19 protein-coding genes are annotated in these 18,849 nt (G+C 65.9%); 11 read left to right on the top strand and 8 right to left on the bottom strand.

Annotation, left to right across the window (positions count from 1 at the left end):
- Window positions 1–252: 252 nt before the first annotated feature.
- Window positions 253–1,035 (bottom strand): response regulator transcription factor, encoded by a 783-nt coding sequence (locus KF715_01260; GenBank protein MBX3735291.1) that lies wholly within the window; start codon window positions 1,033–1,035, stop codon window positions 253–255.
- Between the two features lie 309 nt (window positions 1,036–1,344).
- A complete protein-coding gene (gene priA, locus KF715_01255; GenBank protein ID MBX3735290.1) occupies window positions 1,345–3,576 on the bottom strand; it encodes a primosomal protein N' in 2,232 nt (743 codons plus the stop codon).
- Window positions 3,577–3,684: 108 nt separating this feature from the next.
- Here priA and KF715_01250 point away from each other — a divergent pair, with 108 nt between their 5' ends.
- Together KF715_01250 and KF715_01245 are read left to right on the top strand one after the other, a co-directional pair.
- Window positions 3,685–4,146, top strand: coding sequence for a transcriptional repressor (locus KF715_01250; protein MBX3735289.1), 462 nt, complete (start codon window positions 3,685–3,687; stop codon window positions 4,144–4,146).
- Between the two features lie 3 nt (window positions 4,147–4,149).
- The gene (locus tag KF715_01245; GenBank protein MBX3735288.1) at window positions 4,150–4,548 is read left to right on the top strand and encodes a hypothetical protein; all 399 of its coding nucleotides are present in this window, start codon (window positions 4,150–4,152) and stop codon (window positions 4,546–4,548) included.
- Window positions 4,549–4,764: 216 nt separating this feature from the next.
- Here KF715_01245 and KF715_01240 read toward each other — a convergent pair whose 3' ends face one another.
- The 3 genes from KF715_01240 to hemW are packed head-to-tail and all read right to left on the bottom strand — an operon-like array spanning window position 4,765 to window position 7,498.
- Window positions 4,765–5,775 (bottom strand): M23 family metallopeptidase, encoded by a 1,011-nt coding sequence (locus KF715_01240; GenBank protein ID MBX3735287.1) that lies wholly within the window; start codon window positions 5,773–5,775, stop codon window positions 4,765–4,767.
- Window positions 5,772–6,275, bottom strand: coding sequence for a hypothetical protein (locus KF715_01235; protein MBX3735286.1), 504 nt, complete (start codon window positions 6,273–6,275; stop codon window positions 5,772–5,774). Before KF715_01235 ends, KF715_01240 begins: the two co-directional genes overlap by 4 nt.
- On the bottom strand, window positions 6,272–7,498 hold the full coding sequence (hemW, locus tag KF715_01230; GenBank protein ID MBX3735285.1) for a radical SAM family heme chaperone HemW: 1,227 nt from the start codon (window positions 7,496–7,498) through the stop codon (window positions 6,272–6,274). Before hemW ends, KF715_01235 begins: the two co-directional genes overlap by 4 nt.
- Before the next feature lie 60 nt (window positions 7,499–7,558).
- Here hemW and KF715_01225 point away from each other — a divergent pair, with 60 nt between their 5' ends.
- From KF715_01225 to KF715_01190, 8 genes are all read left to right on the top strand, one after another.
- On the top strand, window positions 7,559–8,473 hold the full coding sequence (locus KF715_01225) for a cell surface protein (GenBank protein MBX3735284.1): 915 nt from the start codon (window positions 7,559–7,561) through the stop codon (window positions 8,471–8,473).
- Between the two features lie 30 nt (window positions 8,474–8,503).
- On the top strand, window positions 8,504–8,878 hold the full coding sequence (locus KF715_01220; GenBank protein MBX3735283.1) for an SLBB domain-containing protein: 375 nt from the start codon (window positions 8,504–8,506) through the stop codon (window positions 8,876–8,878).
- A complete protein-coding gene (locus KF715_01215) occupies window positions 8,878–9,870 on the top strand; it encodes a hypothetical protein (GenBank protein ID MBX3735282.1) in 993 nt (330 codons plus the stop codon). The genes KF715_01220 and KF715_01215 overlap by 1 nt, the downstream gene beginning before the upstream one ends.
- A gap of 167 nt (window positions 9,871–10,037) precedes the next feature.
- Window positions 10,038–10,370 carry a hypothetical protein gene (locus KF715_01210; GenBank protein ID MBX3735281.1) on the top strand — a complete coding sequence of 111 codons (333 nt, stop codon included), beginning with the start codon at window positions 10,038–10,040 and terminating at the stop codon, window positions 10,368–10,370.
- Between the two features lie 42 nt (window positions 10,371–10,412).
- Window positions 10,413–11,078, top strand: a complete 666-nt coding sequence (locus tag KF715_01205; GenBank protein ID MBX3735280.1) for an ABC transporter ATP-binding protein — start codon at window positions 10,413–10,415, stop codon at window positions 11,076–11,078.
- A gap of 36 nt (window positions 11,079–11,114) precedes the next feature.
- The gene (locus tag KF715_01200) at window positions 11,115–13,538 is read left to right on the top strand and encodes an ABC transporter permease (GenBank protein ID MBX3735279.1); all 2,424 of its coding nucleotides are present in this window, start codon (window positions 11,115–11,117) and stop codon (window positions 13,536–13,538) included.
- 151 nt (window positions 13,539–13,689) lie between these two features.
- Window positions 13,690–15,396 (top strand): hypothetical protein, encoded by a 1,707-nt coding sequence (locus KF715_01195; GenBank protein MBX3735278.1) that lies wholly within the window; start codon window positions 13,690–13,692, stop codon window positions 15,394–15,396.
- A gap of 92 nt (window positions 15,397–15,488) precedes the next feature.
- A complete protein-coding gene (locus KF715_01190) occupies window positions 15,489–15,812 on the top strand; it encodes an alkylphosphonate utilization protein (GenBank protein ID MBX3735277.1) in 324 nt (107 codons plus the stop codon).
- A gap of 8 nt (window positions 15,813–15,820) precedes the next feature.
- Here KF715_01190 and KF715_01185 read toward each other — a convergent pair whose 3' ends face one another.
- On the bottom strand, window positions 15,821–16,117 hold the full coding sequence (locus KF715_01185) for a hypothetical protein (protein MBX3735276.1): 297 nt from the start codon (window positions 16,115–16,117) through the stop codon (window positions 15,821–15,823).
- Window positions 16,118–16,217: 100 nt separating this feature from the next.
- Here KF715_01185 and KF715_01180 point away from each other — a divergent pair, with 100 nt between their 5' ends.
- Window positions 16,218–16,589: a Spx/MgsR family RNA polymerase-binding regulatory protein gene (locus KF715_01180; protein MBX3735275.1), complete on the top strand. Its 372-nt coding sequence runs from the start codon at window positions 16,218–16,220 to the stop codon at window positions 16,587–16,589.
- 169 nt (window positions 16,590–16,758) lie between these two features.
- Here KF715_01180 and KF715_01175 read toward each other — a convergent pair whose 3' ends face one another.
- Window positions 16,759–17,553 (bottom strand): prolyl oligopeptidase family serine peptidase, encoded by a 795-nt coding sequence (locus KF715_01175; protein MBX3735274.1) that lies wholly within the window; start codon window positions 17,551–17,553, stop codon window positions 16,759–16,761.
- A gap of 54 nt (window positions 17,554–17,607) precedes the next feature.
- Complete coding sequence (locus KF715_01170) at window positions 17,608–18,798, bottom strand: pyridoxal phosphate-dependent aminotransferase (protein ID MBX3735273.1); 1,191 nt, start codon at window positions 18,796–18,798, stop codon at window positions 17,608–17,610.
- Between the last annotated feature and the right edge of the window lie 51 nt (window positions 18,799–18,849).

Here is an 18,849-nt window from a genome sequence, read left to right as displayed (position 1 = left end):
ACCCGGCACGCTGACGTTTGTGCGGAAACGCCGGCGAATACGGATGGACGTGGCCCGCCAGATGATGATGCGCCCCAGCGCCACCATCCGGCTTGCGGTCGTTAATTCTCGTGCGCGCCGAAGCGCGCTTGGTCATGCCATCGACTTCCCGTGCCGCACTGGGCGAAACCGTTTTGCCAGTGCAGGCTTCGTCGGTCGGCGCCTCCGGCTGGGAAGTTGGACATGAGGTGAAATCAAAGAACGAGCGGCGGACTACATCGTGCCCTGCCCTTTCATCCACTGGATGGAGTAGCGCACGAGCTCGGAGCCGGACTCGAGATTGAGCTTCAACTTCAGATGCTCGCGGTAGGAATCGATGGTCTTGATCGAGAGATTCAGGCGCTGGGCGATGAGGCGCGTGCCATAGCCGTTGCCGATCAGCTGGAAGACTTCCATTTCGCGGTCGCTCAACGTGTCGATCGGCGAGACCAGTTCGTCGGTCTTATGGTTCACGAAGCGATGGAGCATTTTCTCCTTCATGCGTTCGCTCAGGAAGATCTCGCCCTGCTGGATGCGTTGGATCGCAGTGATGATCTTCTCACTCGCCTCGTGCTTCATCAGGTAACCCATCGCGCCCGCGCGCAGCGCGCGCTCGGCGTAGAGGTTCTCGTCGTGCATCGACACCACGAGGACGCGCAAGTCGGGCGATTGCGCGCGCATGCCTTTCGTGAGCTCGATGCCGTTGGTCGAGCGGAGCGTGATGTCCACGATGGCGAGGTGCGGCTTCAAGCGCTCGACCAGTTCGAGCGCTCGCGGCGCGCTCTCGGCTTCGCCCACGATTTCGAGGTTCGGTTGCAGTGAAATGAGTGCCTTCATCCCCTGCCGCGTCACCGGATGATCGTCGACCAGCAGCACGCGTGTCGTGCCTGCGTCCGCTGGCGCGAGCCGCGGAGCGGGAGCTGCCTGCAACGGCAACACGCGGGCGGCCTCCGGTGCATTGGCCAGCGCGACAGTCTCGTCGCCCGGAAGAAACGCAGTCTTCAACACGGTGGACATGAGTCAGAGTAGTTCACGCCCCAGGCCGCTCTCGCGAAACCTCGCGAGCGTGGCAAAGCCGGTCACACGGCCAGGAGGGCATTGAAAGTCTTCGGACATGGAAATGGCAGCGGAACGCTGGGGACGAATCCAGCATAGCCCAGACGAGTTTCGCTTCCTATCGGGCCTCAATCGGCCGCGCGGGTAGGAAATCCCCCGACACGCAAGTCCCCACGCTCGCAACTCCGTGTGTGCGCTTGCCGCAGCACTGCCGTGCGCGAAAACCGTGCCCCACGGCGTCAGCTCATCCGCGCAACCACACCGGGGCGCTCACACCAGGCTCATCGGATCAACGTCGAGCACCTGGGTTACGTCCGCCGGCCACTCGATTGTTTGCTGCAACTTCACCAGCGCGGCCACGACCTTCGCGGTGCGGTAGGTGAAATACCAGATCTGGAAGCGATATTCGTCCTTCACCTTCTCGATCGGCGCGGGGGACGGGCCGCGGATCTCGATCTCGGTGCCGAGCTCGGCCTCGACCTTTTTCGCCCATTGCTGCGCGAAGAACATGATCTTCTCCGGATTCGGACCGCGGAATAGGTGATGGATCAGGTGGCGATACGGCGGATAGGCGAAGTTCTTGCGCATCGTCAGCTCCGCTTCGGCGAAGCCCTCGAAGTCCGACTTCTTCGCGAATTGGATCGCCTCCGCCTGCGGAGTGAAGGTCTGCACGACGACTTCGCCCGCGCGATCGCCGCGACCGGCGCGACCGGCGACTTGCACGAGCAACTGGAAAGTCCGTTCGTTCGCGCGGAAATCCGGCACGTGCATCGAGATGTCCGCATCGATCAGCCCGACCAGCGTCACATTCGGAAAATCGAGCCCCTTGCCGATCATCTGCGTGCCGATGAGGATATCGATCTTGCCCGCGCGGAAGTCGCCGAGGATTTCGCGAAACCGGTGTTTCTTGGACATCGTGTCCGTGTCCATGCGCTCGAGCCGCGCGCGCGGCAGCACGCGGCGAACTGCTTCCTCGACGCGCTGCGTGCCGAGGCCGCGCCAGCGTATTTCCGGCGAGGCGCACGATGGGCACACGGCGGGCGCCCCGCGTTCGTGGCCGCAGAGGTGGCATTTCAGCGTTTCGTCCGCGCGATGATACGTCATCGACACGCTGCAATGCGGACACTCCTCGACGTGACCGCATTTGCGGCACTGCATCGACGACGAGTAACCGCGGCGGTTGATGAACAATATGGTCTGCTCCTTGCGCGCGAAACGCTGGTGCATGTGGTCGACGAGCAGCCGCGAGAGCGTCACCAACCCGCGCGAGCGCATCACCTCGATGCGCATGTCGACGATCTGGATGTCCGGCAGTTTCTTGTCGTCGACGCGCTTTGTCAGACGATCCTGCACGTATTTGCCGGCGCGCACGTTCGCGACCGACTCGAGCGACGGCGTAGCCGAACCGAGGAGACAGACCGCCTGTGCGAGTTTCGCGCGGTAAACCGCCACGTCGCGTCCGTGGTAGCGCGGCGTCTCGTCCTGCTTGTAGGCCGGCTCGTGTTCTTCATCGACGACGATGAGCCGCAAGTCGCGCACCGGCGCAAAGACCGCCGAGCGCGCGCCGACCACCACCCTCGCCTGTCCCGACGCGAGCGCCGTCCAGCCGTCGAGCCGCTCGCCTTCGCTGAGATGACTGTGCCAGACGACGGTTTTCTGCCCCGCCGCTTCGAAGCGACCGCGCAACCGTGCGACCGTCTGCGGCGTGAGCGCAACTTCGGGGACGAGGTAGATCGCGCTGCCGCCGGCCGCGAGCACCGCCTCGACCGCGCGAAGGTAGACCTCGGTCTTGCCGGAGCCGGTGACGCCGTTGAGCAGGTGCACCGCAAACTTGCGCTTGTCGAGACTCGCACCGACCGAGGCGACCACGGCGGCCTGCTCGGGATTGAGCTCAGGCGGCTTGCTCGCCACGACTTCGCCGCCGCTCCAGTTGTCCGCGTAGGCAACGCGCTCGACGTGCCGCAGCTCCTCGCGCACGACGCCGTGCCTGAGCAACGCATTCGCGACGGCAGCCGTCGCACCGAGGCGTTGCAGCACGAGCGATTTCTTCACCGGGCGAAACTGCTGCTTCAGGAAATCGTAGAGTTTGGCCTGCTTCGGGGCCTTGCGCGTGAGCGCCGCATGCTCGTCGGGCGTGAGCTCGCGCGCGATCGCGAGGTATTTGTCGTGCTTGAGCCGCGCGCCTGCGCGCACCGCGCCGGGAATCATCGTTTCAAGCACGGAGTCCATGCGCGCCGCGTAGTAGCTGCTCATCCAGCGCGCCAGTTCGAGCAGGTCCGAGGTCAGCGCCGGGAATTCGTGCAGCACCTCGGCGATCGGCTTGAGCTTTTCCAACGGCACATCGGGCAGCGCATCGGTCTCGAGCACCAGCCCGATGCCATGCCGGTGGCCGATCGAGATGCGCACGAGCGAGCCCGCGCCGACGGCGTCCACGAGCGAGGCCGGCACCTTGTAGTGCAGGAGCTTCTCGAAACCCGCGAGCGGCTGGACGGCCACGATCATCGCCTGAGACGATGCCCGCGCACCGCGTGAGGCAATGCGTTTCCGCCGACAAAGGACGCGTCGCCTTCCGCGTTGACACTCGGAAACGCCGTCCCCGATGCTCCGGATGTGAGCGTCGAGGCTGCCCGCGAAAAATTCCAATCCTACCTGACCGAAAAAGGTCTCCGCGTGACCAGCCAGCGCCTCGCGATCTTCGACGCGGCGTTCGCGCAAAAGGAGCACTTCACCGCCGAGGAGCTGCTCGATCATGCACGCGCCATCGACGACTCCGTGTCCCGCGCCACCGTCTATCGCACGCTGCCGATCATGACCGAGAGCGCCCTTCTGCGCGAAGTGGATATCGGCAAGGGCGAGAAATTTTACTTCCCCTCCTCCGGCAACACGCAGGTCGCGCAGGTCGTCTGCGTGGATTGCGACAAGATTTTCGAGATCAGCGCCCCGTTCATGGAATGGTATGGCAGCACGGTCTCCTCGAAGCTCGGCCTCAAGCCGATCTCCCAACGCCTCCAAGTCAGCGCGCAGTGCATCGCCTTCCGCGAAAAGCACGCGTGCCCGAACCACGCCAAGTAATCCATGTCCCGCCCGCCGAAGAGCGACCCGGCCTTCGAAATCACCTTCTTCGAATCCGTCTACCGCCGCTGTCCGCGCTACGCCGACGTCATCGAACTCCTCGGCGGCCTCTACACCAAGACCGGGCGCATCGCCGACGGCCTGCGTATGGACCGCAAGCTGGTCAAACTCCAGCCGACCAACGCCACGGCGCACTACAACTTGGCGTGCAGCTTCGCGCTCAGCAACCGCCCGCTCGACGCGCTCGATGCGCTCCGCGTCGCGCTCAAGCTCGGCTACACCGACCATGAGTGGATGCGCCAAGACCCCGATCTCGTGAGTCTCAAGGTCGATCCGGAATTCCTGAGCATACTCGCCGAGGTCAAAAGCGCGGCAAAGGGCGGAAAGTCAAAGCGCCGTTAAGGGGCGTGCTTCAAACCCTGCCTGTCAGCGCAAGTCCAGCGGCGTTGAGTTGGGCGATCCAGACAGAGAAACCGCTGATTGCTGCGTTGCGGCAGTAGCCACCGCGCCGCCCCGTTGTGGGAGCGAGCTTGCTCGCGACCCGTGGGGAACCTTCGCGAGCAAGCTCGCTCCCTCAATTTTGACTGCACCGGTCTCCAGCGGATTCAGTCGCCTGTTTCACCTGATCCCGAAAACCTGCTCGATCATCGTGCGCAAGTCGCCACCGGGTGCGTATCCGCCGCCGCGCACGCGCACGAGATCCTTGCAACGGCGTGCGCGCAACGCCGCGGAGTCGGCCGAAACGATCCGCACTTCCCCGCTGCGCAGACCGACCACTTCGCTCGCCGACAACGGCGTCCAGGCGAACGGCAGCCCGGTGCCGTTGCACGCGACCTCCCAGCCGGCCACGAGTCCGTCGATCGGCTTCCGCAACAGCGCCGGATAGCGCTGGATGAAGTCCGGCACACGCGTCGTCGCGATGCGCAACGTGACGACCGGACGGAGCCGGTCGAAATACTCCGCGAACGAATCGACGCGCCCCGTGCGCCACAGACGAAGAAAATCCAACGGGTCGATACCCATCAGGTTCATCCCGTTGAAGTCGCCGTGCTCGTTCCGATTGCCGAAGCGCCGCATCGCATACCAGTTTTCAAAACGGTCGGTCATGCGCAGCCCGATTTCGAAATGCAGGTGTCCGCGCTCCTTCGGGATTCCTCCGCCGCTCGAACTGCGTCCCATCACGCCGAGTGTCTGCCCCTTTTCGACGCGCACGCCCGGCCGGATGCCCGACTGGATCGCCGCGAGATGCGCGTAGAGCGTGTAGACGGCCGGTTTCTGCTCGGGATGCTCGATGACGATGTAGCGCCCGTAGTTGCTCGAGCCCGGCGAGGTGCTGACGTGTTTCACCACCCCGTCCATCGCTGCGAAAACCGGGTCCGCCGGCTCGCCGCGGCGGTCTCGCGCGGTCGGCTTGATGTCCAGACCTTCGTGGAACTGCGTGCCGCCACTGCGCACACAACCGAACAGCCCCGACTCCGGATCCCCCGACACTGTGGGTTGGATGAACTCGTCAATGCGTCCCGTCGTCCACGCCTTCTGCGGGGTTGGGAAAACGAGATCGATCTTCGCGCGCGCGACCGGCGCGAGCGCAAGCAAACCAAAGACGAGCGTGGAAAGCAGCCGCCTCATCGCCGGGCTTTGCGCGCCGCTTCCGCCAGATCGGCGGAAGTGCGCTTCAGTCGCTCGACCTGCCCCGGCAACTCGGCCTCGGACGTCTCGAGGAAAATCAACACCGCGCCATCCGCGATCGCCTGATCGATCCGGCGCGCGCCGACGAACTGGTCGTTCAAGGCCAGCGCGAGCCGCCGGCCGATGGCGCCGACGCTCAACCGATACAAATCACGCGACGCGGCGGGATTCAGCTGCACCAGCAGGCAGCGCCCGAGATCCACCTGCGCCACCTCGGCGTTCGCGATGTCGTATTCGACGACGACTGGTTTCGGCGCGACGGCGATCGTGACGCCGCTCTGCGGCAGCGTCACCGCCACTCCCGCCTCGCTCGGTTTGGCTTCGAGGTAGAAGCGCGCCACGAGCGGCTCGTAGTCCTTCGGCTTGTCCGGTGCCGTGCTCTGGCAACCAGCCAACGCGAGCGCGGCAAGAGCGAGGAAAGCGAAGCGCAGCGACGTCATTGGCCGGGAGTTTTCGGGGCGGCCGAGAAGGCTTCAAGCACTTCCGCGCCGACGGCGTCGGCCAGCAACCGGCCGCGCGACGTGAGCTGAATGCGCCCTTCCGGCGAGTGCGTGAGCAATCCGTCGAGCAGCAGCTTCGGCAGGAAGTCGTGCAGACTTTCCCACGGTGCCGTCGGGTATTTCGCGCGCAACTCCGGCAGCGAAACGCCGGCGTTCATGCGCAAGCCGAAGATCACGCTGTCCGCCGCGAGCAAGTCCGGTGTGAGCGGCGTGCGATCTGTCGTCGCACGCCGCCCCGCGGCGACATCCGCGTGCCACTGCGTCAGGTCCGGCGGGTTGCTCGCGCGCCAACCGGCGAACTGCGATGCGCCCGACGGTCCGAAGCCGATCCACTCGTTCATCCGCCACGTGTTGAGATTGTGCCGGCAAACGTGGCCCGGCCGCGCGAAGTTCGACACCTCGTATTGCGCGAAGCCGACACCGTCGAGGAACTCCCAGGTGCGCAGGTAGAACGCCGCCTCCTTCTCCGGGTCGAGCTTCACCTTGCCCTGCGAGAGTTTCACCCACAGCGCCGTGTCCTCCTCGAAGGTGAGGCAATACGTCGACAAATGGTCCGGCGCGAGCCGCACGACCTCCGTCAAATCCGCGCGCCATTGCGCCTCGTCCTGATTCGGCAACGCAAACATCAGGTCGAGATTCACGCTCGGAAAACCCGCCGCGCGGATCAGGTCGTAGGCGCGATAGATTTGCTTTGGATTGTGCTGGCGTCCGAGCGCGTCGAGCAGCGCCTCGTTGAAACTCTGCACGCCGAGCGAAATCCGCGTCACGCCGAGCTCGCGCAGCACCTTGAGTCGCTCCGCCGTGACGGTCGCCGGGGCCATCTCGACACTCCACTCGGCTGGCGCACCGCCGCAAAAATCCACCATCGCACGACCGAGCTGTTCGAGCTCGCCGGCGCGCAACAACCCCGGCGTGCCGCCGCCCCAGAAAGCGGTGTCCACGCGCCGATCGCCCCGCGCCACGAGCGCCGCCTCGTCGCGGATCGCCACGAGGTAGCGCGGCACGGCATCGGCCTTCGGCACGGTCTGGTAGAACGCGCAAAAGTCGCACGTCGTCGCGCAAAACGGCACATGCACGTAGACACCGAGCGCCGACGCGGCATCGCCGGGCGCCGCGACAGCTCCGTTCCGAGACTTTTCTTGCGCTAGGGGGAACCCGGCCATTAGAAGTGCGTCAATTTCCGATCAGCCAACGGCCTGCGAGGCCCGGCGCAACCTTTTCCCATGCAACCCTTCTCTTCCCGTTTCCGCCGCAACACGGCGCTCGTCAGCGCGATCATCGCGCTCGGCTTCCTGGCCGGCTGCCAGTCGCTGACGATCACCAACATGACGCCGGACAACGTGCCGGCCAATCCGTCGCAGATCTACACGATCACCGCGAACTTCAAGCCGGCGAGCTACACCATCGATGAGTCCAGCATCAAGCCGCGCATCGTCATCGACGGCCAAATCTACCCGATGACCAAGAGCGCTCAGGCCGACATCTGGGAATTCGACTACCAACTGCCCGCCGGCCGCACGAACGCCTCGTATTATTTCATCGTCGCCTACCTCGGCAAAGACGCCCCCGCCGGCGCCCTCGCGAGCGAAATGCACTCCGAGCTCCAACACCTGAACATCGCCGGCCGCTACGTTCTCCGCCCGGAAGCGAGCCGCGCCCCCATCGGCGCTCGTGTCAGCGTGCTCGGCGCCGGCTTCACGCCGAACGACGTCGTCTATTTCGACAACAGCCCGACCCGCACCGTCTTCGAGTCGCCCAGCTCGATCAGCTTCTTCGTCCCGGCCGTGGAAACCGGCCGCAGCTACACCCTGCGCCTCGCTGGCGGCGGCACCGCCCTCGCCGTCGGCTCGTTCCGCGTCGACGCCATCAACTTCACCGTCTCGCCCACCGCGCTCAACCTTCGTGCCGGCGAACAACAGGCGATGACCTTCACCATTCCGCAACCGGCTCCCGCCGGCGGCATGCTCATCGACGTCCAGACCGACGTGCCCGAGAGCATCGTGATGCCCGAAGTGATCGTGCCCGCCGGCCAGACCAGCGTCACGATCGCCGTCCAAGGCGGCAAACCCGGCACCGGCTCGCTCTTCTTCAAGAGCAGCGCCGGCGAAAGCAGCGTGCCGGTGACGGTGACGAAGTAAGCCCCGCGCCCACCGCGCGGGCTCGCGCCGATGAGAAAGCTTACCCTGATCGGCGCCGTCGTAGTTCTCACCGGCCTCGCTTGGCTCGGCCATGAAGAAACGAATCGCGCGTCGCCGCACGCAGCGCCCGCGGCGACGCGGACCACTCCCGTTACGATCACCGGCAGCGTGGTTCGCCCCGGCGTCGTCCAACTCGCTCCCGGAGAAACCTTCGCCCGCGCCATCGAGCACGCCGGCGGACCGCAGCCTTACGCGAAGATGAGTGCCGTCTATCTCGTCCGTGACTCGGGCACGACCCACCGGCGCGCCCAACCGCTCGACATGACCCGCGAGTTCACTGTCCCGTCGCCGCGAGCTGGGGACCGCCTTTTCGTTCCGGAACGACTCGATCTCGCCCTGCGCTGATGGACCTGACCTCGCTGGACTGGGAAGTGCTCGATCGCCTCCGCGAGACGTTCCTTACGGACGCCCGCACCGAGGGACCGTATTGGCACACGATCACCGACCTTGAGGCCTACGACCTCACCTACGCTGAACGCATCGGCTGGAAATGGGACGCAGTGCTCCGCGAGTTGCGCCTGCGCAACTGGACCGCACCGGCCAACGCCACGGTATTCGATTGGGGCTGCGGCAGCGGCGTGGCCGGTCGGCGCGTCGCGGACCTTCTCGGCGCGACCAACGTCGCCCGACTCGTTCTGCACGATCACTCGCCCCTCGCCGTGGAATTCGCCGAGCACCGCGCGCGCACGGCGTTTCCTGATCTCGCCGTCGAGCGCGCGAACTACCGGTTCCTGCAAGAAGGCGCCATCGACGTCCTCGTGGTCAGTCATGTGCTGAACGAGCTCGATGACAACGGTCGGGCCGAGCTCCGCAGCCTCCTCGCCCGCGCGCAAACGGTCCTCTGGGTCGAGCCCGGCACACATGAAGTCGGACGCGCGATCATCGCTTGGCGGGAGCAGGCGCGCGCCGACGGCTTCAACGCCGTCGCGCCCTGCCCGCACGCCGCCGCCTGCGGTCTCCTCGCCGCGGGCCGCGAACGCGACTGGTGCCACTTCTTCGCCGCGCCGCCGTCGGAAATTTTCGCCAGCTCCGAGTGGGTCAAATTCGGCCAGCGCGCCGGCATCGACCTGCGCTCGTTGCCCTACAGTTTTCTCGTGCTCGACCGGCGATCGTGGCCGCAGCCGACCGACGCCTCGCGCATCCTCGGCGAACCGCGCGTCTACAAGGGCTACGCCAAAATTTTCAACTGTTCCGCCGTCGGGATGGAGGAACTCATGCTCCAGCAACGCGCTGACAAGGAGCTGTTCAAGTCGCTCAAACGCGCCAGCGGGCCGCTCGTCTATCGCTGGTCGCGCGTCGGCGACCGCATCGACGCCGCCACTCGCCTCCTCCCCTGAAATTCGTCCCGAGTTTGGGACGGTCTAATTTCGAATCCGAGCGTTGGCGCGACCCGCGCCGCCAGTCGCTTTGCGCAAAGCACTGCGTATCAGCGGTCCAAATTCGATTCACCCATGGCACATCGCGTGCGAAAGAATGAGGCGCCGCTTAACCGCGCGCCCCTCCCATGACGCTCCGCCTCCGGCTGCACTCGTCGCTCGCTCTGCTCTTCGCCGCAGCAGTGCTGACCGGTGCGTCGGCCCTCGCCGCCGACGAGCAATACACCGAATCCGCCAGGGCAAACGGCAAGGCCGGCGAGCCAGCGAAAAACGTCAACTCCCCCGCCATGCCGCCGGCGGACGACGCCGGCAACAGCACCGTCGCCGAACCCGCACCGACGCCTCCTGCGCCGCCCACAGCTTCCCCGAATGCCGCTTCGCCCGCGCGCGATGCCGCGAAGCCCGTGCGGCAGACCAAGCAACGCCCCGCGTGGCCGCCGCCGCCCGAGTTGATTTCGTGAGCGAGCTTGGCCGCACGCCGCGTTTTCTCCATTTTATCCTGCATGATCTCGCTTCGCTCCGTCGAAAAAATCTATCCCCTCAAAGGCGGCGTCTTCTACGCCCTGCGCAACATCAGCCTCGAAATCAACGAGGGCGAATTCGTCTCGATCATGGGACCTTCGGGCTCCGGCAAATCCACGCTGCTCCACATCCTCGGTCTGCATGACAGCGCGTGGAACGGCGAATTCACCCTGCGCGGCGAGCCGATTCATAAACTCGACAAGAAGAAGCGCTTCGAGCTGCAGAAAAAGCACATCGGCTTCGTCTTCCAAAGCTACCACCTCCTCGACGACCTCACCGTTTACGAGAACCTCGAGATCCCGCTCTCCTACCGCGACACGCCGAAGAAGGAGCGCGAGTCCATCGTCTGCGACGTGCTCGATCGCTTCGGCATCGTCGGCAAAAAGGATCTCTACCCGAACCAGCTTTCCGGCGGACAGCAGCAGCTCGTCGGCGTCGCCCGCGCGCTCATTGCCAGCCCGTCGCTCATCCTCGCCGACGAGCCGACCGGCAACCTCCACAGCGACCAAGGCCGCGAGATCATGAAGCTCTTCAAGAAGCTCAACGAGGAAGGCACGACCATCATCCAGGTCACGCACTCCGAGGAAAACGCCTCCTACGGTTCGCGCACCGTCCGTCTCGCGGACGGTGTGATCGTTTCCAAGTAAACCGCGCCACCGGCGCGCTCGGCCAGCCGATACCCCATGCAGTTCTTAAAAATCGCCTTCCGGCAGGTGAGGCAGCGCCCCGGTTTCACCTTCATGGCGGCCTTCTCGCTGGCCCTCGGCGTCGGGTTGGTCGCGACCCAGTTCAGCCTCATCGACGGCATCCTCCTGCGCGGCCTGCCCGTGCCCGGCGCAGAGCGCCTAATGCACATCTCCCTGCGCCCGCCTGGCGCGGAGGCCAGCGACGAGTGGACCGCGTTCCCCTATCGCGACTTCCTGCAACTGCGCGAACGCCAGACCACCTTCGAGTCGCTCGCAGGCATCACCGCCGGCGGGTTCAACCTGAGCGGCAAGGGCCGCGTGCCCACGCACGAGCCGGGCGCGTTCGCGACGGCCAATCTCCTCACCACCCTGGGAGTCGGTCCCGAAATCGGCCGTTGGTTTTCGGCGGAGGAAGATCGGCCCGGGCAACCCCTGCTCATCGTTCTGTCCCACGCCCTGTGGGTGGAGGAGTTCGGCGCCGACGCGTCAGTCCTCGGTCGTGCACTCACCGTCAACGGCGACGCCGGCACGATCATCGGCGTGATGCCGCCGAAATTCGTCTTCCCGGTAAATCAGCGTCTCTGGATCAACATGCGCCCCGCGGCAAATGACCCGCGCGTGTATCGCGTCGAGCGCGCCGAGCTTTTCGGCAAGCTGCGGCCCGGTGTCGCACGCGCGCAAGCCGTCGCAGAACTGTCTTCGCTCCAGGCCTCGCTCCAAGCCCTGTGGCCCGAAACCAACACCGGCATCGATCACGTCCAGGTGCAACCCTTGCAGTTCGCCTACGCCGGCGGCGGCACGCAGCCGATTCTCTATCTGATGCTCGCGATGACCGGCCTCATCCTCGCTCTCGCCTGCGTGAATGTCGCCAACATGCTCCTCGGTCGCGCGGCGCAGCGCACACGCGAGCTGGCCGTGCGCACCGCGGTCGGCGCCAGCCGCGCGCGCATCGTGCGCCTCATGCTCGGCGAATCCAGTGTGCTCGCTGCACTCGGCGCCGCCGGCGGCGTGCTACTCGCCTACTTCGGCATCGAGTGGCTGCAAAGCTACCTGCAATCCGCCATGGAGATTCCGGGCTGGTTCGAGTTCCGACTCGACGCCCGCGTCGTCGGCGCGGCCATCGGTTGCACAGCGATCGCCGGTCTCCTCGCCGGTCTCCTGCCCGCATGGCAAGCCTCGCGCCTCGACATGAACACAGCGCTCAAGGACGATCACCGCGCCGCCTCCAGCATCGGCGTGGGCCGCATCGGCCGCTGGCTCGTCACGGCGCAGATCGCCTTCACCTCCGCGCTGCTCGTCGCGGCCTGCGTGCTGGGCTGGACGATCTACACACTGCGCTCCGCCAATCTCGGCTACCACCCGGAACAGCTGTTGTTCGGACGCATCGAGTTGCAGGAGCAGACGCAGGCCACTCCCGAGCTCCGCGCGCGCTTTTTCCGCGAGATGATGGCGCGCCTCAGCGCCGAGCCCGGTGTCGAAGCCGTCGCCGTCACCAGCCGCGACTTCATTGGCCCCGGAGTGCCCACACCCGTCGCGCCGGAGGGCGTCGTCTTCAAGCACCCGAACGACCGGCCGAACGTCTGGCTCGAAGTCGTCTCCACCGACTACTTTCGCCTCGTCGGTGTCACGCCCGTGCACGGCCGCCTTTTCGACAGCCACGATCAATCCGGCGCTCCGCGCGTGGCCGTGGTCAACGAATCCTTCGCCCACCGCTTTTGGCCGGGACAGGACGCCATCGGCCGTCGCTTCAAAAACGGCCAGACCGACGACAACTGGGTGCAAGTCGTCGGCGTCGTGCCCGATCTGAAGATGCAGGGACTTTTCCTGCCCGAAGGCCAGAACGGCGAAGGCTTTTACCTCGTGCAGGACCAGATGGGTTGGGGCTGGCTCAACCTCTTCGTCCGCACCAAGGGCGACCCGGTCCAGGTGATCGCTCCGCTGCGCCGCGCCATCATCGCGCTCGACCCCGATCAGCCCGTGCACTCGCTCTCCACGCTGCAAGAGCGCACGCGGCGCGCGCTGCACGGCTTCAGCGTCGCGGGCGTCATGTCCGCCACGTTTGCGCTCGTGACGCTCTTCCTCGGCTCCATCGGCGTCTATGGCGTCACCTCGCTCGCCGTCAGCCGGCGCACGCGAGAGTTCGGCGTCCGCATGGCACTCGGCTCCACCGTCGGCGAAATTCTCCGTCTCGTGCTCTGGCAAGGTGGCCGGCAGATCACGCTCGGACTCGCCATCGGGTTGGTGGGCGGTCTCCTGCTCACGCGCCCGGTCGGCAGTATTTTCGGTGCCGGCGCGATGAACAATCCCCTCATCTACCTCGCCGTCGCGTTGCTGACGTCGGCCGTCGGTCTTTTCGCCCTCTGGATTCCCGCCCGGCGCGCCGCTCGGATCGATCCGATGGAGGCGCTGCGCACGGAGTAGCGAGGCGCGCGCGTTGCTCGGATTTCTACCGCCCCACCGCTTCGGCCGTCGGTCGCCGGTGGTGCGTGCACCTTTCCCAAATTTCTGTGCACCGAACGCGCTCGCCGATTGCCGGACGGCGTTGCGCACAACTATCTTCGCCGCTCGCTCGATGAAATCGCTGCTGTTGCGACTCCCTCCGGGCCTTGCCCTCATGTTCACCCTCGCGTCCGGCGCCGCGCCGGATTTCGGCCCATCGGTGCTGATCTTCGGCCCCGGTGATCGCGACATCCAGGCGCGCCTCGACGCCGTCTACGCACAGCAGGAGCGCAGCGAGTTCGGCCCCGGCCGCTTCGCGCTGCTCTTCCGCCCCGGCGAATACCACGCCGACGTGCGCGTCGGCTACTACATGCACGTGGCTGGATTGGGGCGCTCGCCCGACGACGTGCATATCACCGGTGCGGTCCGCTCGAAAGCGAGCTGGATGAAAGGCAACAACGCCACGATCAATTTTTGGCGCGTCGCGGAGAATCTCAGCGTCACTCCCACCGTCGAAGGCAAGGTCAACGTCTGGGCCGTCTCGCAGGGCACTTCCTTCCGGCGCATGCATGTGCGCGGCGACGTCCACCTCTGGGACGGCGGTTGGGCCAGCGGCGGCTTCATGGCCGATTGCCGCATCGACGGCACGGTGAACTCCGGCACCCAGCAACAGTGGCTCTCGCGCAACGATACGTGGGGACGCTGGATCGGCTCCAGTTGGAACATGGTCTTCGTCGGTGTCGACCGTGCGCCCGACGGACGCTGGCCCGATCCCGCCTACACCGTGGTCGATCGCACGCCGGTGAGTCGTGAGAAGCCGTATCTCTTCACTGATGAACACGGCGACTTTTTCGTGTTCGTGCCCGACTACGCGCGCGAGTCGCAAGGCACCACTTGGAGCACGGGCCGGCCGACGCCCGGTCGCGCGATTCCGTTGAGTGAGTTCTACATCGCGCGTCCCGAGCGCGACACCGCGGCCACACTCAACGCCGCGCTCACCGCCGGAAAACATCTCCTGTTTACGCCCGGCAACTACTCGCTCACAGCTCCGCTCGAAGTCCAGCGGCCGGAAACGATCGTGTTCGGCCTCGGCTTTCCAACGCTCATCTCGACGACCGGCCAACCGGTGCTGCGCCTCGCCGACGCCGACGGCATCGTCGCCTGCGGCCTGCTCCTGGAAGCGGGCGAACACGAATCTCCACTCCTGCTGGAAGTCGGCCCCAGCGGCAGCAACGCGACGCACGCTGAACGCCCAATCGCGCTCCACGACATCTTCGCCCGCGCCGGATCGAGCGTCGCCGGACGCACACGCTGCTTCGTCGAAGTGAACAGCGCGCACACGCTTCTCGATAATCTCTGGCTCTGGCGCGCCGACCATGGTCCCGGCGCCGGCTGGGAGAAGAACCGCAACGCATTCGGCCTCGTCGTCAACGGACGCGACGTCACGGCCTACGGGCTCTTCGTCGAACACACCCAAGATTACCAGACGCGGTGGAACGCCGACGGCGGACGCGTTTATCTCTATCAGTCGGAGCTGCCCTACGACCCGCCGAATCAAGCCGCCTGGATGAACGGCAAGACACGCGGTTTCGCCTCCTACAAAGTCGCCGACAACGTCCGCACTCACGAAGCCTGGGGCCTCGGCGTCTATTCGGTATTCCACCACACGCCCGTGATCCTCGACAACGCCGTCGAAGCGCCCGCGGCGCCGGGCGTAAAGTTTCACCACCTCATCACGCTGCGCCTCAACCGGCAGCCGGGCAGCGGCATCGCGCACGTCATCAACGGCGTCGGCGCCCCGGTCATCGACGCCAAGATGGCGCGCGTCGACGAGCACTGAGCCACACCCGGTCCAGGTAGGCGGCGCGCTCGCGCGCGCCTGTCCGAAAAAGCCTTGCCGCGCCAGCAGGCGCGGCTGCAACGTCGTCCCTTATGTCGAAACCCACCTGCCCAGCCTGCACGCTCGAAGACGTCCTTGAGCATCCCGACAAGTGGGAATGCGCCACCTGCGGTCACGAATGGCCCAAGGAAGAGGCACCCGAAGCCGCGCGAGTCGTGAAGGACGCGCACGGCAACGTCCTCGTCGAGGGCGACACGATCATCACGATCAAGGACCTCAAGCTCGGCGGCGCGCAGGTGCTCAAGGCCGGCTCCAAGGCGAAGAACATCCGCCTCGTCGACGGCGACCACGAGATCGATTGCAAGATCGACGGCATCGCCCTCGCACTGAAGGCGTGTTTCGTGAAGAAAGCCTGACGCGCGGCTCAGCCGATGTCGGTCACGGGCGCCGGTCGCGTCGGCACAGGAATCAACTCGAGGTAGACGTGCGTCGCGCCGCCTTGCGCGATCGCGTCGATCCCCGTCGCCACCTCGGTCAACGCGCACGGCCGGGCCTCGCTCTCGCTCGGGCCCATCTTGCACGCGAAATCCCACCCGCGGAAACCCTCCTGCGGCGGACGCTGCCGGGCGCGACGCAGAAACTTGTTCACCTCGTGGCGGATCTTGTCACGCACGCGGGCGTCGTCGCGACCGGCTTGCTGGAGCGGGAAAGTCTTCTTCATCGCGCCAGCGTTGCGACCGGAGCTCGCGATACAACGCGAATCCTGCTCCGGCCAAAGTGCACTTGAGCCGCGTCGCGCGACGCGTTGAATGCCGCCCGCCATGGCTCGCTCTCCCGTCATCGTCTACGCCTACGCCAAATGCAGCACCTGCCGCGACGCCACCCGCTGGCTGCGCGAGCGCGGCGTGGAATTCGTCGAGCGCCCGATCTACGAGCAGCCGCCGACGCCCGCGGAACTGCGCGCGATGTTGCGGCATCAGGACGGCCAGCTGCGGCGGCTCTTCAACACCTCGGGCATCCAATACCGCGAGCGCGGTCTCGCCGCGAAGCTCCCCACGATGTCCGAGGCCGATGCCCTCGCGCTGCTCGGCTCCGATGGCCGGCTGGTGAAACGCCCGTTCGTGCTCGGCACCGACGTCGGCCTGCTCGGTTTCGATGCGCAGGCGTGGGCCGCGGCGTTCCCGCGTTCATGACGCCTCGCCGGCGTCCCAACCGGTGAGGACGACCAGCGCGGCAAGAATGAGGGCGGTGAAAAGCATGACGGTCTGAATTCTCGACGGACGAGAGTGTCGGCTTCGGACACAGCCGCTGACTTTGACTGGCAGGCCTTGATGACCAGTGCGGATGCTTCGCGCGGACCGACTATTCCGGCCGAACCTGAGCGCGCAAAAACTCGACCACCGCCGGAGCGGCTGCCGCAGGCAACTGGTGTCCGCCGTCGTGAATGAAAGTCGCGGTGAAGTTGCGGCTCGCCGACGCGTAGCGCGTGACGAATCCGTCCGCGCGCACGCCGTCGCCGGTGCAGGCGTTCAGTTCGCGCAGATGTGCGATCATGCGCTCCTGCCACGCGAACTTCACGAGTTCGTCGTTCCGGCCGGCGAGGTGCAGCACCGGCGCGGGAGTCAGACGGCGAGCGAATCGGCCCGCCACGGCGGACGAGGGCGCGAAGGCCGCGAACACATCGCGTCGCATCGCCCACAGCAAATACGTGAATCCCCCGCCATTCGAATGGCCGGTGGCGTAGATGCGGCGCACATCGACCGCGTAGTCGTGACGCAACGTCGCCAACACTGCGTCGAAAAAAGCCAAATCGCGGTCGCCCTGATCACCCGGCCCCGCCTGCCAGCCGTTCAGCTTTCCGTCGCGGTCGGTCAACTGACCGGGCGTCGGCAAGCCTTGCAGGCACACGACCATCGCTTCGGGCCACAGATGCGGAATCGGCATCGCGCGCGCGATTTGCGCGGCGTTGCCGCCGTGCCCGTGGAAGAGGAAGACCACCGGCGCGCCGTCAGGCGCAGCTTTCTCCGGCAACCAAATCTGTGCTTCGCGATTCACCCCCGCGACCTCCCACGTGCGATGAACCGGCTCGCGCGCCAGGACGGGCGATACCGTCGCTAACGTCAGAGCGGCGAGAATGAGACCGGTGGGCCAGCGCATGTCGGGATGACGCGCGCTCGGCCGCGGCGGTTGCAGTCGCGCTCGGCTCCGCGCCTACTTTTTCAAGCCGGCGCAAAAGCGCGTGAGGCGCTCGACGCCCTTGCGCAGGATCTCATCGGACGTCGCGTAGCTCAGTCGCAGATAGCCTTCGGCGCCGAACGACGAGCCAGGGACCGCGGCGACCTTTTCCTGTTCGAGCAGCTTGGCGCAGAACTCGGAATCCTTGAGGCCGAAGCTCGAGATGTTCGGGAAAAGGTAGAACGCACCGCCGGCGAGCAGGCACGAGACGCCGGGGATCTTGTTCAGCTCCGCGTGCAGCCATTTGCGGCGGCGGTCGAAGGCGGACTTCATCTCCTTGATCGCGGCGTCGGCCTTGGCCTTTTCCTTCAACGCGGCGAGCGCGCCGTATTGGGCGAAGGTCGTGGCGTTGGAAGACATCTGGCTCTGGAGTTCGCCGCACGCTTTTGCGATGGGCGCGGGCGCGACGAGCGTGCCGAGACGCCAACCGGTCATCGAATAGGTCTTGGAGAAACCGGCGACCGTGATCGTGCGCTTCTCGACCTCGGCACCGAGCATGGCGAAGTTCACCGGCTCGTTACCGTCGTAGATCAGGTGCTCATACATCTCGTCCGCGAGCACGTAGAGATTGTGTCGCACGCAGACGTCGGCGAGCGCAGCGAGTTCAGCGCGGGTGTAGACGGCGCCGGTCGGATTCGAGGGCGAGTTGAGGATGAGCAGCTTCGTCTTTGGCGTGATGGCGGCCTCGAGGACAGCAGGCGTGAGTTTGAAACCAACCTTGTCGTCGCACACGACGAACTTCGGCGTCGCGCCGGCGAGCTTCACCATTTCCGGATAACTCACCCAATACGGTGCGGGGACGATGGCCTCGTCGCCCGGGTTGCAGGTGGCGAGGACCGCGAGGTAGCAGGAATACTTGCCGCCCGGCGAGACGACGACCTGCGCGGGCGTAATCTTGTAGCCGTATTCGACCGCGTAGCGTTCGGCGATGGCGGCTCGCAGCGGCTCGATGCCGGGCGTGGGCGCATACTTGGTCTTGCCGCTTTTCAGCGCGGCGATGGCGGCCTCCTTGATGAACTCCGGCGTGTCGAAATCCGGCTCGCCCGCGGCGAAGGAGCACACGTCCTCGCCCGCGGCGATCATGGCTTTCGCTTTCGCATCGATCGCGAGCGTCGGCGAAGGCGAGACATTGCGGGCCCAGACGGAGAGCGGAGGCGGTTGGCTCATAATCGGAGCCCGACTTAAGGGCGCGCCGTTGGCCAACGCAAGTCACGCGTC

The sequence above is a fragment of the Candidatus Didemnitutus sp. genome (genome assembly GCA_019634575.1).
GTDB lineage: Bacteria > Verrucomicrobiota > Verrucomicrobiia > Opitutales > Opitutaceae > Didemnitutus.
The sequence above is the reverse complement of the archived record's forward strand: the minus strand, read 5'-3'. Positions and strand labels throughout refer to the sequence as shown.

Coding starts and splice junctions, on each gene's coding strand:
- KF715_01240 (MBX3735287.1), bottom strand. CDS start 5,775: ATGAGGCGGCTGCTTTCCACGCTCGTCTTTGGTTTGCTTGCGCTCGCG.
- KF715_01210 (MBX3735281.1), top strand. CDS start 10,038: ATGACGCTCCGCCTCCGGCTGCACTCGTCGCTCGCTCTGCTCTTCGCC.
- KF715_01190 (MBX3735277.1), top strand. CDS start 15,489: ATGTCGAAACCCACCTGCCCAGCCTGCACGCTCGAAGACGTCCTTGAG.
- KF715_01245 (MBX3735288.1), top strand. CDS start 4,150: ATGTCCCGCCCGCCGAAGAGCGACCCGGCCTTCGAAATCACCTTCTTC.
- KF715_01220 (MBX3735283.1), top strand. CDS start 8,504: ATGAGAAAGCTTACCCTGATCGGCGCCGTCGTAGTTCTCACCGGCCTC.
- KF715_01175 (MBX3735274.1), bottom strand. CDS start 17,553: ATGCGCTGGCCCACCGGTCTCATTCTCGCCGCTCTGACGTTAGCGACG.
- KF715_01235 (MBX3735286.1), bottom strand. CDS start 6,275: ATGACGTCGCTGCGCTTCGCTTTCCTCGCTCTTGCCGCGCTCGCGTTG.
- KF715_01170 (MBX3735273.1), bottom strand. CDS start 18,798: ATGAGCCAACCGCCTCCGCTCTCCGTCTGGGCCCGCAATGTCTCGCCT.
- KF715_01185 (MBX3735276.1), bottom strand. CDS start 16,117: ATGAAGAAGACTTTCCCGCTCCAGCAAGCCGGTCGCGACGACGCCCGC.
- KF715_01260 (MBX3735291.1), bottom strand. CDS start 1,035: ATGTCCACCGTGTTGAAGACTGCGTTTCTTCCGGGCGACGAGACTGTC.
- hemW (MBX3735285.1), bottom strand. CDS start 7,498: ATGGCCGGGTTCCCCCTAGCGCAAGAAAAGTCTCGGAACGGAGCTGTC.
- priA (MBX3735290.1), bottom strand. CDS start 3,576: ATGATCGTGGCCGTCCAGCCGCTCGCGGGTTTCGAGAAGCTCCTGCAC.
- KF715_01225 (MBX3735284.1), top strand. CDS start 7,559: ATGCAACCCTTCTCTTCCCGTTTCCGCCGCAACACGGCGCTCGTCAGC.
- KF715_01205 (MBX3735280.1), top strand. CDS start 10,413: ATGATCTCGCTTCGCTCCGTCGAAAAAATCTATCCCCTCAAAGGCGGC.
- KF715_01195 (MBX3735278.1), top strand. CDS start 13,690: ATGAAATCGCTGCTGTTGCGACTCCCTCCGGGCCTTGCCCTCATGTTC.
- KF715_01180 (MBX3735275.1), top strand. CDS start 16,218: ATGGCTCGCTCTCCCGTCATCGTCTACGCCTACGCCAAATGCAGCACC.
- KF715_01200 (MBX3735279.1), top strand. CDS start 11,115: ATGCAGTTCTTAAAAATCGCCTTCCGGCAGGTGAGGCAGCGCCCCGGT.
- KF715_01215 (MBX3735282.1), top strand. CDS start 8,878: ATGGACCTGACCTCGCTGGACTGGGAAGTGCTCGATCGCCTCCGCGAG.